The sequence below is a fragment of the Arthrobacter sp. B055-34 genome, from assembly GCF_059090425.1.
The window spans coordinates 310948-328380 of record NZ_JBNHFQ010000005.1; the positions used below are offsets into that span (position 1 = coordinate 310948).

The 17433-nt window shown below is 60.0% G+C and carries 10 protein-coding genes; 7 read left to right on the forward strand and 3 right to left on the reverse strand.

All coding sequences use genetic code 11. From position 1 onward, the window contains the following. The first annotated feature begins 133 nt into the window (after nt 1–133). Nucleotides 134–1510 (forward strand): NUDIX domain-containing protein, encoded by a 1377-nt coding sequence (locus tag AC5RWO_RS12265; protein ID WP_498731626.1) that lies wholly within the window; start codon nt 134–136, stop codon nt 1508–1510. Nucleotides 1511–1519: 9 nt separating this feature from the next. Continuing rightward, nucleotides 1520–1792, forward strand: a complete 273-nt coding sequence (locus tag AC5RWO_RS12270) for a hypothetical protein (RefSeq protein WP_498731628.1) — start codon at nt 1520–1522, stop codon at nt 1790–1792. A gap of 1476 nt (nt 1793–3268) precedes the next feature. Here AC5RWO_RS12270 and AC5RWO_RS12275 read toward each other — a convergent pair. The 3 genes from AC5RWO_RS12275 to AC5RWO_RS12285 are packed head-to-tail and all read right to left on the reverse strand — an operon-like array spanning nt 3269 to nt 5084. Continuing rightward, nucleotides 3269–3727: an HIT family protein gene (locus AC5RWO_RS12275; protein ID WP_498731629.1), complete on the reverse strand. Its 459-nt coding sequence runs from the start codon at nt 3725–3727 to the stop codon at nt 3269–3271. After that, on the reverse strand, nt 3724–4557 hold the full coding sequence (locus AC5RWO_RS12280) for a macro domain-containing protein (protein ID WP_498731630.1): 834 nt from the start codon (nt 4555–4557) through the stop codon (nt 3724–3726). Before AC5RWO_RS12280 ends, AC5RWO_RS12275 begins: the two co-directional genes overlap by 4 nt. Nucleotides 4558–4574: 17 nt before the next feature. Beyond that, on the reverse strand, nt 4575–5084 hold the full coding sequence (locus AC5RWO_RS12285; RefSeq protein ID WP_498731632.1) for a TIR domain-containing protein: 510 nt from the start codon (nt 5082–5084) through the stop codon (nt 4575–4577). Nucleotides 5085–5261: 177 nt separating this feature from the next. Here AC5RWO_RS12285 and AC5RWO_RS12290 point away from each other — a divergent pair, with 177 nt between their 5' ends. The 5 genes from AC5RWO_RS12290 (at nt 5262) to AC5RWO_RS12310 (ending at nt 17315) form a co-directional block, all read left to right on the forward strand. Beyond that, nucleotides 5262–7388: a hypothetical protein gene (locus tag AC5RWO_RS12290; protein ID WP_498731633.1), complete on the forward strand. Its 2127-nt coding sequence runs from the start codon at nt 5262–5264 to the stop codon at nt 7386–7388. After that, nucleotides 7388–9007, forward strand: a complete 1620-nt coding sequence (locus tag AC5RWO_RS12295) for a class I SAM-dependent DNA methyltransferase (RefSeq protein ID WP_498731634.1) — start codon at nt 7388–7390, stop codon at nt 9005–9007. Before AC5RWO_RS12290 ends, AC5RWO_RS12295 begins: the two co-directional genes overlap by 1 nt. Then, on the forward strand, nt 9000–10196 hold the full coding sequence (locus tag AC5RWO_RS12300; RefSeq protein ID WP_498731635.1) for a restriction endonuclease subunit S: 1197 nt from the start codon (nt 9000–9002) through the stop codon (nt 10194–10196). The genes AC5RWO_RS12295 and AC5RWO_RS12300 overlap by 8 nt, the downstream gene beginning before the upstream one ends. Before the next feature lie 188 nt (nt 10197–10384). Then, nucleotides 10385–13582, forward strand: coding sequence for a type I restriction endonuclease subunit R (locus AC5RWO_RS12305; protein ID WP_498731636.1), 3198 nt, complete (start codon nt 10385–10387; stop codon nt 13580–13582). A 112-nt stretch (nt 13583–13694) separates the two neighbouring features. After that, entirely contained in the window at nt 13695–17315 is a 3621-nt protein-coding gene (locus tag AC5RWO_RS12310) for a tetratricopeptide repeat protein (protein ID WP_498731637.1), read from the forward strand. Nucleotides 17316–17433: the final 118 nt, after the last annotated feature.

The following is a 17433-nucleotide window of genomic DNA, read 5'->3' on the forward strand; positions in this document are numbered from 1 at the left end:
CTCCCAGTGGTTCTCGCGGAAATCGACTCTAGGGGATCACTGGGAATAACTGTCACAAAGTGTCACCACCCCAAACACAACCACCCAAATCACCCGTCTGCTGGACGGCCCCACCCCGAAGGGAAACAAGCCCATGAACCCGCCCAGGTTCCACACCCGGTCCGGCGAATACGGACAGCACGGAGCCGCCGGAACCCTGCTGACCACCTCCCTGGACGGCCAGCCACACTACCTGTTGATCCGCCGCGCCTGCGGAACCCGGCACCCCGGCCTATGGGGAACCCCCGGCGGCGCACTCAACGACGGCGAAACTCCCGCACAGGCGGCACACCGCGAAACCCGGGAAGAAATCGGCATCGACACCGCCGCACTGCCCGGCCTCGGCGCAACGGTCTGGCACCACCCCGCCGGCGGCTGGACCTACACAACATACGTCATCCGCGCCATCCAGGAACCCCGGCTGCGGCTCAACCGGCGGGAAGTGGAAACGGCCGCATGGTGGACCGAACCCGGGCTGCACAGGCTCGCCGCCGCCGGCGAGCTCATACCCGGCCTGCCGGACGTGCTCCCCGAACTGCTCGCTAGAGCCACCCGCCTCACCCCGTCAGGCTTCCACGACCCCGACCGCACGCACCGCACCAAACCACAGCCCACACCCCTGCCCGAACGTGACAACCCCATCGAGTTCTACGACGTGCTCAACCACAGCCGCGTCTACCTGCTCCCCCAGCCGGTTCCCGGCTGGCGCGTCGAACCCTTCACCGCCGACGGACAGATCTACGACTACCACCCCGACGGCACCAGCCCCGCCGCCGAATGCCTCGCGTTCCCCAAATGCCACGGACTGGACCCGGCCTGCACATGCGGCCGGCGGATCGTCCGCGACCTGCCCGCACTGCGCGAATACGTCGCCCGGCACTCCGGGGTGCCGAACCTCGTTGGCTCAGACTGGCGGCGCGGCTACATTGCCGCCGCACTCATCTACTGCCACGGCAGCGGCCTTGCACTGCACGGACAGCTTTACAAAGACCCCAAAAAAGCATCCGCGCCCAACACACCACCCTCAGCGAAGTCTGGTTGCCCCGCGTCTACGGCGGCCACGTCGACAGGCGAGGGGGAGCCATACTCCCCGCCGGCGTCGCAAGGGCCGTCCGCGACACCTACCCAGGCATCAAAATCCACACCCTCCCCGGCGACATTTTTACCGGCAACCCCCGCCCCACCAAGACAAGGAAACCCCACCATGGCTAAGCAGCGTCACGACGTCGGTGTAACCAAACGCAGGCAAAGGGCACTCACCGCACTGCGCCGGGATCCGCTGAACAGCACCCGCCTCGAAGACCTCGCCCGCCGGCTAGTGGACCGCGGCCTGGCATCCCCCGCCATCAGCCACGACACCCGCCCTGCATGGCATAGCAGACGCCACCCCCGAGACGCAGACGACCCCATGCACCAGCTCCGGCGGGAGCTAAGCCAGACCCACCCCCGCCCCACACACCCAGAGAAGTAGGCCCCCACCATGACGCAGCACCCATTCCGCGCAGCTACCCAGGCAGACGCCGAACTGGCACAGGCAGCAGCAGACCTCGCCGCACGGCAGGCACGCCACGAACGCGACGTAACCATGGCTGTCGACCTCGCAGTTGAGGCGCAGGTTTGCCTCAAGCAATACGAGTCAAAGAGAACCGAACCAAACCTCGAGGCAATGAAGAACGCGTTCGAACGGCTAACACTGCTGCTCATCGCTGGAATACAGCCCAAAACCACATCACGGAACGCGGAAACGACATGAAAAACCCTTCAGTGTGCGCGTTTTCGGCAGGTTCATGCACAAAGCGCCCAGAAGCCCCAGGAACGCCGCAAAACGGCTCCAACGTCTTACCGTCCACGCGCGCGCTGCCATTAACCCTGGCCTATCGCCGGGCCTCAGCCGGCAGGCGATCCGGCAGGGGTAAGGGGGTCGAAATCCCACCAATCGAGGCCAGCAGGCGCGGCACGGGTAAAAATTCGTCTGGCGGCGCGTTTCAACACCCGTAGCTGTTACTGCGATCACAAATCTCGTGTGGCAGCGTGCGCGGCTCGGGCGCCCGAGGCGTCTCGTTCATGCTCAACATTCCGTCAGCGGCCACAGCTCAGCGACGGTGGCGATGGGGCGCCAAACAAAACCAAGCGTTGCCCAATGGATCATGTGCTCCATCCTCCTCAAAGCAGGACAACTCTTCGGGCCATCCAGCTACGCCGAACCAGCCGTGCCAGAACTGACAGCTCGGATTCATTCGTGGCTCCAGACCCAAAATATGATGCTTCGGGCGCCACTGCCGGGACCGGTGCGTACCGTTGTCAGCGCACAGCTTGGCTGCCGTGCTGGCCCCTCCCCTGGCCCGGGCCGGCCAGTCCGGAGCCTTCCAGCGCTATGAGTCCGTGCTGGCATCATCGATACCGGCATCAACTCACGGCTAACGGCTAACGGCTAACGGCTAACGACACGGTATGGAGCGGAAAGACGAAAAGCGATCGAACATGCCACGGGGCACGGGCACAGAGATCGCAGCAGGGCTTCCCTTAAGGGATTGGACGGAAGAAACTGCCCTGGTGAACCCCAAGGTCGAGGCCGTCCTGTGGCGCCTTCGAGATGAGACCGTCGCCTCACTGCTGCGCGAACCTCTCCGGCTAATGTGGCACGGCTACCGTGGGGTCGCCAACGCCAACGCTAGCCAGACGATGCTGGGCCGCACTAGATCCCAGGAGAAGTGTCCGACATAAAGGATCCCGTCACCGCATCAAAGGCCATGAATCTCATTCATGTAAATAATGAATGGGAGACAAGTTGATGAGGCACACCAGATACAGGCAGTCTACGACGGGTCAGGCCGCCACCAGTACCGGCGACTTATCCTGATAAACGATCCTTTTCTGAGATGTCCCGTAGGCAGAGGACGCTCCCTACCTTTACATTCATTCCGCTCAGCGAGGCTTACTAACGGTTAAGGCGACATAGCTCTGCTTTGTCTATGTTGGCGAGCCGACGTTCCCCGACAGCGCCTCCACCCTGTGAATCAAACACTGACTCGCGATTACGGGTTCAGCCGGGAAACTGTATACCCAGTACCTCCGATGGGCGCCCGCAGCTCGTGTAGTCACTGCAGCGCCGCGCGGTGGAACAACCGGTGTCCCACTTGCAAGTGACGGTATGCGTCACTAGCCTTGGCCTGTCCACCCAATAAGATCGTGGATCGAATGCTTAGCCGTATCGGCCGTCGCAAATTAGTCATGACTGGCAAACGGATATTCCACCAGCTCGGGCAAGACGCCGTGCAATCTCATTCGTCTGCTCAACAGTAAGCTCGGGGACATCTTCGAAGTCTGTGCCGCCACCTGGGAGTGTCCCTGCGATATGAAAATGGAGATGAGGGATGGCCTGATGCGCGGCAGTTCCATTGTTCTGCCAGACCGCAATTCCGGGACGCCCATATGCTTCATCGATTAACGCCGCGGCAGAAGCAACCGTGTCGATGAGAGCATGGCGCTCCTCGCGTGTCGCCTCTAGCAAAGTCGGGTAATGCCGTATGGGAACGACTAGGAGGTGGCCGATCCCTCGCTGTTCCCGTGTGACAAGTACGGCAACGACGTCCGTCCGGCACATGACAGTGAAGGGTCGTCTACCGGAGAGGTAATCGCAAAAAGCACAGGGTTCATTCTCGGGCACGTCGAGGTTGGAATCGGTCATGAAGCTGCCAGAGACGTAAGGAATGCCTGAAACTCGAGGAAGTTTATTTTGTGCCGCTCCGAGGGGTGAATGACAATGCGCAGTTCGTCTGCAAAACGTGATCGCCTGGTTCGGAGAAGGAAAGAAAGGGCTATGAGGCGGATGGATATTTCGGGAGTGAGTTCTTGGATGCGGGACTGTCCTTGGCCAATGAGAGGCACACAGATTGGGGCGCCGTTACCATATACATCCGCCTGGTCCCAGACGTTATCGAGGCTGTCCAAAACACTGCGAATTGTTCCAGTTGCTCGGTTATCCTCGTCCATCTGAGTGTATGCAGCGCAGTAATAGCGGGCCGTGCCCGGGGGTGCAAGCGTGACCGCTGTGGCCATGGGATAAACCTCCTGTTTCCCTAGCTTCTGAATGGTTCCCGACGGCGGCACCCCCATCAGAGCTTGGGCGAGGTCCTCATCCAAGCTCTGATGTGAACCGGCATAAACCTCATGAAGAAAGTTTCCCTGAACACTATCCCGCGCGATGACATCGGGAACGAGCGTGTCGAAAGTTGTGGTCATCCCGATGACTGCACTTGCGTTCTGCTTGAAGAGATCTCCAACTACCAGCCGGATGACGACATTATCCCGATAGCGCTGACTCGGGTCGGTCCTCCGCAAAGCGACAGCAGCCCAAATAGCGGCGACTATTACCACCAAGAGGATCAGCCACCATTTTCCTTCCCACCATGCCGGCGACAAGGGAGCCAAGATTCCTATCGGCACCGCGCTTAAGCCGAGTACCGATAAAAATCGTTGCCCCAGAACTTTTGCCTGCCGGCGCGTCAGTTTTGCCATCTCAGGAACTCGTCGCCCTACAGGCCCAAGCCCGAGTAGACGTTGGCCTTGTACACGCGTTCCCCTGTTGTCGCACTGGCCGCGAAGGTGGATGCGTAGTTATCAAGGGCGTACTTGATAATTGCAGGTTGGAAGGAGACCGACATGGTGTGATGATCAGCGTCCTTCAGAGGCTTCGGATAGTTGGCAGTGTTGCCGCCTCGGGAGCCATCCAAGTGCGCCACTACGATGGGCAGGTTGAACTCTAGTGCCACCTGGATCTCGTAAGCAAGAAAGGAAATCCCATCCCCTCCCTTGCTCTTGGCGCTTGGGCTACCGAGCAGAACGATCTGTTTTGCGTTCTTCATTCGCTCCCGTAAATTCCTCTTGATGGTCTCGGGCCTGCTGGTGTCACGGGCGATGTAGAGATCGTGCGCATCGTAAAAGTTGAAATCGATGTTCTTGTTCTCCCGCCAGGCTTCCATCAATCGATAGGAACTGATGTCTTCGCTTGCGAAAGCGACGTAGGTCTTATTGCTGTAGCTCATAGGTAATTTCCTCTGGATCTCGGATGGAAGCCCGCCCATGAGGATCAGCATTACCGGCGCCGGCAACGGCCCGGACCGCTGCTCCCCCTCAGGATTGGCCTAGTGAGAATGACACTAGGGCTAAATGGGGTCTGCCCGCTGCGCTTCTGCTGATAAGGCCCCTTATCAGCAAGAACCGTGAATTTATTGGGTCCCCGGCTAGGCTGGCCCTATTGCTGCAAACGCGACGCGAGAAGGACAACACACGGAGGGGGACTAGTGGAGGCTCATGAACAATCTCCTTTGCGCCTAAATCTTGTCGACATCGCCCTGCTCACCCAGGTCCAGCGTCCCGTCGTTTCCATGTGGCGTACCCGAAGCCGTGGGACGAGCACGCCCTTTCCAGCCCCTGTAGTCATCGAAAATGCCCAGGAACTCTTCGACGCCGCCGCGATCATCGAATGGCTGGCGACCACGAACCGGGGCAATAATCAGAACGTATCCGAAGATGTCGCAGCCTTCGCTGCCTTGGACGGTTTCCACCAGCAACCGGACCTATGCATGGATGGAGTAACGGCGCTGCTCACCCTCCGGAAGTTACTGGACCGGCGGCTACACGGCTTGGGCGCAAATGACTTGTTGGACGAGGCCGACACCGTGGACCCAGATGACGAATTTCTTTACTCCGAGCTCGAAGCAATGGGTATGGACCTGCCCCGTTTGGCTGCTTACAGCGATCTGTTGGCCGAAGCGGCTTACAGCCCGGAGGCTGCCTTCGAAAAGCTAATGGCAGACCGCTTCCGCAACGGTCAGCGGGAGCGGTCTGCCGCTGCCCTCAGCGAAGTGGCAGTTGAGCTCGTTACAGAGACCGCCCTCGAACTTTCCGCCATTCAAGGGAACCGGGAAGCACAGGTTTTTGTGGACGCCACGGGCGGAGGTAGTGATCTGCTGATGAGAATCGTACGGGCGGCCGGCGAGGACGCACATCTCACCCTACTCACAACCGCCAAAGACGACAGAGTATCCCGGCTATTGCTCCGTCGTTTCCGCATCCATGACGTGCAGCGGAAGGGTCTGGAGGTGGATGAGGTCGGCCGTTTCAACCTGACCGGCCGGGTGGTGCACGTGGTTCAGCTCCCTCCGCTCGGTAACCCGGACATGTCCGAAGCCCAGATCCTGGCTGCGTTGGAGAACATCATGTTGCAGATGAACGACGAGCAGCGCGGGGTAATCATCGGCCCAGCCGGCGCGCTGGTTGACGCCCTCCCGTCACGGGGACTCGATAAATTACGCTCCGGCCTCCTGCGCTTGGGCACCCTGCGGGCGGCGGTGCGATTGCCTGCAGGGCTGTTGAAGAGCAAGCCACGACAGGCTCAAGCGCTGTGGGTGCTGGGACCATCACAGTGGCACGTGGACATCGCTGAACGCTGGACCACGGTGGCGGACCTGTCAGGGCAGGAGCTCAGCGATGACGTCCGTCAGGACTTGATCAGCGATCTTGCCGCGTCGATGGGGACCCGGGCCGCCGTGCGCGCGCACTCTTTCCGGTTCGCTCGGCCCGTCTACACCCGGGCACTGCTGGCCAGCCGCGGGTCGCTGCTGCAGCTCTCGGCATCGCATTTCTCCGGTCAAACCGGCGCCGAGGCCGCTGCCCGCATCGATCACTTGGTTCGCAATCTAAATGAAGAGCCTACCCTGCCGCCGCTGAACCTGGACGTCGAAGCGGCGGACCCAGCGGGACATCTTGTCCCATCGACCATCGGTGGGATGATCGCCACCGGAAACCTGAAGTACTTGCCGGGAAATCGCGTGGACGAAGGCCTCCTAAAGAGTGGTGACACGGGTGGCGTGTGCGTCTTCGGTCTCCCCGAGCTGCTTGGCCAAGCGGCACTTGGTACCCGTCGCATTGACCAACTGGTGCTCGCCGCCAATTTTTCGGCTGCCCGACGGACCGAACCAGGTGACATTATTTTCTGTACCGGGAAGAAAACAGTAGCCAGTGTGGATCAGGAGGGCGGCGCCCTCGTAATTTTTCCGGCTCGTGCACTGCGGATCAGCGATGCCGATCCCGGCGGCCTGCTGGCCGAGGTGCTAGCGGCCGACATTAATGCTGCACCGGCCAACGGCGATCGTTGGAGGAATTGGCCAGTCCGCCGAATTCCGGAGCCCGCAAAAGGACCCCTGCGAAAAACCCTCCGAGAACTGAAGCGAGCCAGCAAGCGGCACAGACGCCGACTGGATGCCCTTACCGAACTCGAATCCCTAATTTTGGACGGCGCTGCGGGCGGCCGCCTCAAAATCGTGTCAATGAAAGGAAACGACTGATGCCTCCAAAGCAAAAAGTGGATGCGTTGCCATCGACCATGAAGGAACTGAAGGACACCCTATGGAAGGCCGCGGACAAACTGCGCGGTTCCATGGATGCATCCCAGTACAAGGACGTGATCCTCGGGCTGGTGTTCCTCAAGTACGTCTCCGACGCCTTCGACGAGCGACGCGAGCAAATTCACGCAGAACTGGCAGCTGAGGGCATGGACGAGGACCAGATCGCCCAGTTGATCGATGACGTGGACGAATACACAGGCCGCGGCGTCTTCTGGGTTCCAGCCTCCGCCCGCTGGACCTTCCTCGCCGAGAATGCCAAGGGCCTGCCTGCCATGGGAAGTGAGCCAACCAAGTCAATCGGCCAGCTCATCGACGAGGCCATGGACTCCCTGATGACCGGCAACCCTTCACTGGCCGCCACCCTCCCCCGTCTGTACAACAGGGACAACGTAGACCAGCGCCGGCTGGGCGAACTGCTGGACCTGTTCAACTCCGCCCGCTTCACTGGCCAGGGAGCCAAGAAAGCACGTGACCTCCTCGGCGAAGTCTATGAATACTTCCTAGAGAAATTCGCCCGCGCCGAAGGCAAGCGGGGTGGCGAGTTCTACACGCCCGCCGGCGTCGTCCGCGTCCTGGTCGAGGTGCTGGAACCGACCAACGGCCGGGTTTACGACCCCTGCTGCGGCTCTGGCGGCATGTTCGTCCAGACCGAGAAGTTCTTGGAAGCCCACCGTAAGGAGGGCTCAGATATTTCCGTTTATGGGCAGGAGAATAACGAACGCACCTGGCGGATGGCCAAAATGAACCTGGCCATCCACGGTCTCAACGGCAATCTGGCCTCCCGCTGGGGCGACACCTTCGCCCGGGACCAGCACCCGGACATGCAGGCGGACTTCATCATGGCCAATCCGCCCTTCAACATCAAGGACTGGGCCCGTTCCGAAGCCGACCCGCGCTGGAAATATGGCGTACCCCCTGCGAACAACGCTAACTATGCCTGGATCCAGCACATCATCTCCAAGCTGGCCCCCGACGGTTCGGCGGGCGTGGTCATGGCCAACGGCTCGATGTCCTCCAACACCGGCAGCGAGGGGGACATCCGCGCCCAGCTAGTGGAAGCCGACCTGGTCTCCTGCATGGTGGCCCTGCCCACCCAGCTTTTCCGCAGCACCGGCATTCCGGTCTGCACCTGGTTCTTCGCCAAGGACAAGAGAATTGGCACGCGAGGCTCCGTGGACCGCACCGGGCAGGTCCTCTTCATCGACGCCCGGAACCTTGGTCACATGATCGACCGCGCCGAGCGCGCCCTCTCGGACGAGAACATCGCAAAGATCGCGAAAACGTACCATGCGTGGCGCGGCACCGCTTCCGCGGTGGAGTCCGATCTGAAGTACGTCAACGAACCCGGCTTCTGCTACTCCGCCACCCTTGCGGAGATCAAGGCTGCGGACTACGCGCTGACGCCCGGCCGGTACGTAGGTGCCGCCGCGGTCGAGGACGACGGTGAGCCGATCGAGGATAAGATCGCGCGGCTCTCCAAGGAACTGTTTGAGCAGTTCGAGGAGTCCGAGCGGCTGGCCAATGTCGTGCGCGAACAGTTGGAGCGGCTCGATGCATAACTGGGCTGCCGTGCGACTGGAGGAGCTAGCCGCAGATGAGAGGAGTGCAATTTCCAAGCCATATGGATCCGCGATCCTCAGGGATGACTATCGCCCCAGCGGAATCCCGGTCGTACGAGGTGTGAATCTCGCACGAGGTGTCTTTCATGACGACGACTTCGTGTTCATCAGCCCTGAGCTGGCGGACAAAATGCCAGGTGCACAGCTCGCATCGGGCGATCTAGTTGTCACCCACAGGGGCACTGTCGGCCAGGTTTCGATGATTCCACGAGCATCTCGATATGAGCGCTATGTTGCCTCAACAAGCCAGGTAAAAGTGCGCCTCGACCCGACACGCGCAGTTCCGGAGTTCTTCTACTACTGGTTCTGTTCACCGCATGGCCGGCGCTCGATTCTCGAGAACTCCTCCACGGTGGGAGTCCCAGGCCTGGCCCAGCCAGTGGCCACGGTCAAACGCCTTATGGTGCCGTGCCCGCCACCACACACACAGCGGGCTATAGCAGAGGTGCTGGGGGCAGTTGATGACAAGATCGCCACGAACACCAAGCTCGTTGAGACTGCCGATCAATTGGCTAGGGCGACTACAAGGCACGCTACGCATCCTGAAAAGAACGTTGCGCTTCAGTCTGTAGCCACGCTGACCATGGGTTCATCTCCGGCAGGGACAAGCTATAACGAATCGGGAGAAGGATCCGTCTTCTATCAGGGAATCCGGGACTTCGGAATTCGGTACCCTGAAAATCGCGTTTGGACAACTTGCCCGGTTCGAATGGCCCAACCGGAGGACACCCTTTTGAGCGTCCGGGCACCAGTAGGACGAGTGAACCTCGCTCAAGAAGAAACCTGCATCGGTCGAGGCCTCGCTTCTGTCCGTTCCACGTCAGGAACTCCGTACACTCTGTTTCACCTACTGAAGGACTCCAGTGCTCTCTGGGCTCCTTATGAGGCTGAAGGAACCGTGTTTGGATCGATTAACAAGAAACAACTGGCGTCAATTCATATTCCAGAAGTTGTCCAGAACAATGTGGATTTTCTGGAGACACAGCTTGCAACCATAGAACGGCAGATAAAAAGTTCGCTTGATGAGAACTCGGCGCTCATAGCCATCCGTGACTCTGTCCTCCCCCATCTGATGTCCGGCAGGCTTCGAGTGAAGGAGACGGAATCAATCGTGGAAAGCTACATATGACTCTGATTGGATATGAATTACCGCAACGAGCGTTGCATAAACGCGGCGCCCGTGATTTTGAACAATCGATATTGCACCAATAGCCCTTCAACAGTGCAGGTGCCACTTGTACAAATGGTTCAAGGCTCCGCAACCGGTCGGCACTAAGGTTCCTACAAGAGAAGGTAGTCCCGGGGAGGACAAGAACGATGACACAGGCAGTCACGGGTCTCAGTGAGGCCGACTGGGAAGGGCTGACCCTAAACCAGCTTGCTGAACCGTTGGGATGGAAATCCACATCCGGTGATGTGATCGCCCCGGGTTCCGGAGAACGGGACTCGTGGGGTGAGCTGCTGATCAGGCCGCGTCTGCTCAAGGCACTGCAGAAGCTAAATCCGATGGTTCCGGTGCAGTATCTACAGCAGGCGCTAGCGGAGATGGCCCAGCCCAAATCCATCGACGCTGTCGCCGAGAACCACCGGATCCACGGTTACCTGGTGGATGGTTTCCGGCTGTCCTACATCGATTCAGACGGTACGGAGGCCAATCCGACCATCCGGCTGATCAGCTCCGACCCAGACGAGAACGACTGGCTTGCAGTCAACCAGGTGACCATCGTCCAGGGCGATTACCGGCGCCGCTTCGACGTAGTGCTCTACTGCAACGGCATGCCGGTGAGCATCGTTGAGCTGAAGAAGGCCGGCAGTGCTGCGGCGGATGTGGTCGCTGCGCATGCACAGCTGCAGACCTACCTGCGCGAGTTTCCGACGGCATTCCGGTTCTGCGTGTTCACGCTGGCCTCGGACGGGCTCTTCGCCAAGTACGGCACACCGTTCACGCCGCTGAACCACTTCTCGCCCTGGAATGTCGACGACGACGGCAACCTCGTCCGCCCCGGTGACCTGCAGGACGGCGAGACCACTACGGGTCTGGAGACCGCGCTGCTGGGTCTGTACAACCAGGAACGGTTCCTGCAGCTGCTGCGCAACTTCACCGCGTTCGACCAAGGATCGGGTGGGCTGGCCAAGCGGATCGCCAAGCCGCACCAGTACTTCGCCGTCACCAAGGCAGTGGGAAGCACGGTCCAGGCGGTAGAGAGCAACGGCAAGGCGGGCGTCGTCTGGCACACCCAAGGCTCCGGGAAGTCCATGGAGATGGAACTCTACGCCAACTTGGCCGGCCGGCACCCGAAGCTGAAGAACCCGACCATCGTGGTCATCACCGACCGCAACGAGCTGGACGGGCAGCTCTACGAAACGTTCGCCCGCAGCCTGCTGCTGCCCGAGCAGCCAAAACAGATCCGGAAGCGCTCCGAATTGCGTGAGGAGCTGAGTAACCGGACCACCGGCGGCATCTACTTCACTACGCTGCAGAAGTTCGGCCGCAACAAGGACGAGAAGGACGCCGGCTTCGACCATCCCCTGCTCTCCGACCGGCGCAACATCATCGTCGTGGTCGACGAGGCGCACCGCAGCCACTACGACGACCTGGACGGCTACGCCCGACACCTGCGCGACGCACTGCCGCACGCCACCCTGATCGCCTTCACCGGCACCCCAGTCTCCTTCGACGACCGCAACACCCGGGAGGTCTTCGGCGACTACATCGACATCTATGACCTCTCCCGCGCAGTAGAGGACGGAGCCACCATCCCGGTGTACTTCGAGCCGCGACTGATCAAGGTGGCCCTAGCGGTGAACCTTACCCAGGAGATCATCGACGAGGCCGCCGACGAGGCGACTATCGGGCTGGACGAAACCGAACGGGCCCGCATCGAGGCCAGTGTTGCCGTCGTCAATGCAGTCTATGGCGCGTCGAAGCGCCTTGCCGCGCTGGCCGATGATCTGGTGGCGCACTGGGAAAAACGGCGTCCGCAGATGGCCAAGTTCATCGAGGCACCGGGCAAGGCCCTGGTCGTGGGCGGAACACGGGAAATCTGCGCGAATCTCTACGCGGCGATCACGGCCCTGCGGCCGGACTGGCACTCGGACGAACTGGACAAGGGCAAAATCAAGGTTGTCTACTCCGGCACCGCCTCCGACATGCCGCCGGTCTCCGACCATGTGCGGCGGGACTCCGCCAACGCGGTGATCAAGGAACGACTCAAGAATGTGGATGACGAGCTGGAAATCGTGATCGTCAAAGACATGATGCTCACTGGCTACGACTCCCCTCCCCTGCACACCCTCTACCTGGACCGGCCGCTCAAGGGCGCACTGCTGATGCAGACCCTGGCCCGGGTGAACCGCACCTTCCGCGGCAAGGAAGACGGCTTGCTGGTAGCCTACGCACCCCTAGCCGACAACTTGGCTAAGGCACTGGAGGAATACACCCGCACTGACCAGGAAAAGAAGCCCGTCGGCAAGAACATCGACGAAGCCGTGGCCCTAACGGTGACCCTGGTGGAGACGCTGCGCGGGCTGCTGGCCGGGTACGACTGGAAGTCCGTATGGATGAAGGGCGGACCCAAGGGCTTTCTCAATGCGGTCACAGGAGCAGTCAACTACCTGCGCAACCCCGCCACCCCCGGAAACCAGCCGTCCTCGGACGGCGATGAGACCGTGGCCTCCAAGTACCGGCGGTTCTCCGGCCAGCTCGCCCGCGCCTGGGCGTTGTGCTCTGGAGCCGAGACCCTGGCCGAGCTGCGCCCGGAAATCCAGGTGTACGAGGAGATCCGGGTCTGGATGGCCAAATTCGACGCCGACGAGCGGCAGTCACGCGGCGAGTCGATCCCGGCCGAGATCCAGCGGATGCTCAACGAACTGATCGCCACTGCAACGGAAACCGGCGAAGTCCTGGACATCTACAAGGCCGCCGGAATGCCCAAGCCCTCCCTCGATGACCTGACGCCCGAGTTCATTGCCAAGACCAAGCAGGCCCGGAACCCACAGCTGGCCATCGAGGCCCTGCGGAAGCTGATCACCGACGAATCCGCGAAGACAACCCGAAACAACCTGGTGCGCCAGCGGGCCTTCTCCGAGCGGATCACCGAGCTGATGAACAAGTACACCAACCAGCAGCTGACCTCGGCCGAAGTCATTGCCGAACTGGTGGAGCTGGCTAAGGAAGTGGCCACCGAGGGCAACCGCGGTGCGCACTTCTCGCCGCCGCTGAACAACGACGAACTGGCCTTCTACGACGCCGTGGCCCAGAACGAATCCGCGGTGGAGGTCCAGGGTGAAGGCGTACTCGCCGAAATTGCCCGAGAACTGGTCTCCGTCATGCGACGGGACGTTCGGACCGACTGGACCGTCCGCGATGACGTGCGGGCGAAGCTGCGGTCTTCCATCAAACGGCTGCTGGTCAGGTTTGGGTACCCGCCGGACAAGCAACCGGCCGCCATCAAGCTGGTCATGGAGCAGATGGAATCCATGGCACCGCGGTTCGCGGAGGGACACCGAGGATAACTTTCACCTGTGTTGATTAGCAGAAAACCGCTTGGCAACGGCTCTGTTCCTCAATAAGAGGTGTCAAGCCAAGAGTTTTATGGGCGGGGCACGTCCGAGGCGCCGGCTATAAATGAATGTACTGTTCAGAGACTTGGAACTGATGCAGGAGGCTGACGCCGGCATGGAATGGACTTACACGATCAAGTTTCTCGCCGGGATCGGGGGAAAGCTAGCTGCAGACGCAGTGCCGGGGTTGTTCCGGAAAGAGCTGGTTGCCTTCAATGCCAAACGCAAGGCGAAGAAGGCCGGCATCATGGTCGGCTATTGGGACTTAAGGCGCCTCATCGCCGACGTGAACCTGTTCGAAACCCTCCAGTCTCCGTCGAAGAAAAAACTGGACATGCTGGTACCGAAGCTTCGCAGGTGCATAGAATCCGCGCAGGACGGAGTGACGGATGATGTCCTGGACAAGCTGCTCGAACTCATTACGGATGCGTTCTACCTGTCTTTAAAGCCGTCCCATGCGGTCCGAGTAGACGGAATCACCAGCCGCCAACATTCCAACGAGCAGTTCGAGACGTTGAAGGACGAGTTGAAGGAAGAAGCGGCAGATGTCCGCAATTTCCCGAGCAACTGTGCCAAGTTGAATGCGTACCGGGCGCAAGGAGCAGAAGATCTTCGCAATGAGTGGCCGACAATAACCAAGGTTGTGGCCGAGATTGTGGCTGCTACAGACCGAAGTCAGCAGATCCGGGACTGGACCTCCCACCGTCCGGACTGGTTGGCCGATATGCCGCCGAAGGCGCTGTGCTGGATGGCATCTGCTGCTGAAGACCACGGTGCAGGGGACGCAGCACGACAACTTTTCGATGAAGCCCTTGCTGCGGGAGTGTCTCCTCGTGGCTACTGGACCGCTCGGAAAGTACTCGCCCTGCCTCTTGGACGCCAGCAGGCCCTTGAACAGCTTCAAGCAGAAACGAATCATCCCCTTTGCGCTGCCCTGCTGGCGGACCTGCAGGATGATCAGGGCGGTGCCCTAGCGAAGATCCGCGAGTGGGAACCATCAGCCAATGAGCAGCGGGCGATGCGGCAGTCCATAATGGCCCAACTCCTGCATGCCGCGGGAAGTACCAACGAGGCGATCGATGAGGCGCTCACGGGACATGAAAAGTACGGTGGTATTGGTTGCGCGCTGCTCGCTTCCAGCTATCTTCTGGAACGTGGTTCCTCACGTAGCCAGCGCCTCTATATGAACGACCTGTCCCAAGCCTTGCAACTGGCAGAAAAAGCGAGAGACTCACGCCGCCGTTGGGGCGGCGACAGCTGTGAGGCTGCCCTAAAAATGGTGAGTGCCTACCGGCTCTTGGGGTCCTCTGAAAAGGGCTGGAGGCTATGTCTTGCACAACCTGAAGGGGAAGCAATGGATGTCGAAGCAGCCGACATTCGCCTAATCACCGAGCGTGCTCTGCTAGCCACGGAACTGGGATTTGGACAACAGGCCCGTGAACTGCTTCCGTTGCTCGGCGATGGCCCGACCAAAGACCAGGTTCAGGCATTCCTCTTAGGTCCTCTGGAGGAATCCAAGAGTGCCGTTGATTCATGGATCACCGCCCTGACATCAACGACGGACCCGACTGATGCCCTAAATATCGGTATGCGTCTCGCTCATGCTGGGGAGCCTGTTGCCTGGCCGGAATGGGTGCGCAGGGATTTTCCGTCAGAGACCCAGGAAATCGACACAATTTCGGACCTCTTTCGGGGTGCGGCCGGATCCATCCAGCAGGCCCGAACCAAGTCCGCTATATCCCGCCCTGTCGCCGCGTCCCTCGTGCGCTTTCACGAATCCAAAGGCAATTACCTCACAGGTGCCGAAGTCGCAGTCGAGGGAGGGCGCCGGTGGAATGATCCTGACCTGTGGTTACGAGCCGCAGACCTGTATCTGCTAGCCGAAGACCAGGAAAAGGCGAAGGAAGCGGCAACCAGATCTTTGGAGGCAGGAGGATCTGTCTGGCTAAGAAAGCGAAACGCATACCTGGTGCTCATAGAAGCGGAAACTTCCCTGGGCAGATGGGAACGTGGGCTGGCCGTAGCGGCGCGCCTCATTGAGCTGGAACGCGACGATCCTTCAGCCCAATGGGCGTTCGTGACATGCCAGTTCATGACTGGCGACTACCAGGGAGCCTGGGAAAGCTTCAGAACGTTCGGCAGCCCTCACCCACTAAGCAGGAGCAACACGACATTATGGATCGAACTTCACTCGAGTTTCGCCTCGTCGCTTGAATATATTGAGCATGCAGCCGAGATTTCTGACCGGTACCCGGAGGATGAGCATCTGCGAGCCGCCATTGTCAGCAGTGCAATGTATGCCAACGCGAAAGATGCCGATGAGTACCAAACCAAGACACTCCAAAAACTCATTCAGGACTTTAGAGACGATTTTCCTGAGAGCACGTTGTTTCAGGCCATCACCATCGACGAAAGCGATCCGCTCGGCTTCTTGACAGAACCTCTCGAACGGATGAGACAGATAGAAGAAGCCCTGCTGCCTGTGACGGACGGTAGCCTTCCGCTCGGCTTCGCCTCCGAGCTGACAGGTAAGAGCTATGCAGAAGTTTGCCTAATGCAGGGCGCCGGAAGGGTTAATGCCGGAGATCCGGAATTCCTCGATGCAGAAGTCCAAATCGCCGGAGAGGCCCTGGACGGGGAAGTCGTCGTTGACCTCACAGCACTGGCCACCTTGACATTCCTGAAGCAGCAACCATCGGATGATCTTCTGGGACTTTTTTCAGGCTGGAGGGTACCAACGGCCTCTATCCACGACATTCAGCGGGGCGTCTCACAGTTCGGGTTGAAAGCGACGATGACCGTAGGCATCGACTCTGCCGGGCGCCGGAAAATATCTGAAATAGGCGAAGAGGAAGCCGAAAAACGGTATGTAATGGCCCAGAGCATGCTGAGACTCAGCGAAAGCCTCTCCACGGAAGAACACTCGGAACTTTTGACTTTTCCCCGAACGGAAGCCGAAAGGCCAGACTTCGTCTGGCTTCTGGCCGCCGATCTGGCGGCCACCCGGCACGTTCCTTTCTGGTGTGATGACAAGTCGCTCCGCCAAATCGCTGCCGCGTTCGGCGTTAAGACGTTCGGAACCCCTGCTTTGCTCGAACTGCTGCGGAGGAACGGCCTGTGGCAGCAAAACGCCGTGGAAGTCTGTGAAGCAATCCTGATAAATCACTGCTACGTGGGTATCCGCTTCAACTCGCAAGTGATGGAATTGGCAGCAGCTATGGATTCATGGAGGCCGGCAGGAGCCGCTGTCGCCATCGCCGCTGCCCCTCCGACAGCACCACTAGAAGACCAGATGAAATTCGTCCTCAAGGCACTGTCAGTGTGCCTCGATGATCCAACAGCCATGGAAGGCTGGGTCGCGGCAGAGTCAGCTTGGCTAGTCTCCCTTGCCCCGGACGAACGGGCGGCTTCCCGTAATCTCTCCTTATGGTTCTCAGAACTACTTACTCAGCCATGGATGAGTGCCAGCGCTTTGCCGCACGTACTCGCAGGCCTACACTCGGTCGGCCCCGATAAGGCCGATACAAGCAACGCCGTTTCTGACGCCTTCGGTGATTACTACACGAAGCTGGCACGCCAGAGCGACCACACTGTCGCTGTCAACTACGTCCGGAACCTCGTCCGGTTGGTTCCGGCCGCGGACAGATCGACGGTCCTCCGACGAATAATTACGACGCGAGACTGACAGCCGCCAATTCGCAGGACGGATCGACTTCGGTTCCCTTTAGTTGCTAAAGCGCCAATAACGGCGCTTACGACGACGGCCGATACAAGGATTGGTTATCACCGTTCCTGTGCCCATC

Coding starts and splice junctions, on each gene's coding strand:
- AC5RWO_RS12275 (WP_498731629.1), bottom strand. CDS start 3,727: ATGACCGATTCCAACCTCGACGTGCCCGAGAATGAACCCTGTGCTTTT.
- AC5RWO_RS12310 (WP_498731637.1), top strand. CDS start 13,695: ATGAATGTACTGTTCAGAGACTTGGAACTGATGCAGGAGGCTGACGCC.
- AC5RWO_RS12280 (WP_498731630.1), bottom strand. CDS start 4,557: ATGGCAAAACTGACGCGCCGGCAGGCAAAAGTTCTGGGGCAACGATTT.
- AC5RWO_RS12305 (WP_498731636.1), top strand. CDS start 10,385: ATGACACAGGCAGTCACGGGTCTCAGTGAGGCCGACTGGGAAGGGCTG.
- AC5RWO_RS12295 (WP_498731634.1), top strand. CDS start 7,388: ATGCCTCCAAAGCAAAAAGTGGATGCGTTGCCATCGACCATGAAGGAA.
- AC5RWO_RS12270 (WP_498731628.1), top strand. CDS start 1,520: ATGACGCAGCACCCATTCCGCGCAGCTACCCAGGCAGACGCCGAACTG.
- AC5RWO_RS12265 (WP_498731626.1), top strand. CDS start 134: ATGAACCCGCCCAGGTTCCACACCCGGTCCGGCGAATACGGACAGCAC.
- AC5RWO_RS12300 (WP_498731635.1), top strand. CDS start 9,000: ATGCATAACTGGGCTGCCGTGCGACTGGAGGAGCTAGCCGCAGATGAG.
- AC5RWO_RS12285 (WP_498731632.1), bottom strand. CDS start 5,084: ATGAGCTACAGCAATAAGACCTACGTCGCTTTCGCAAGCGAAGACATC.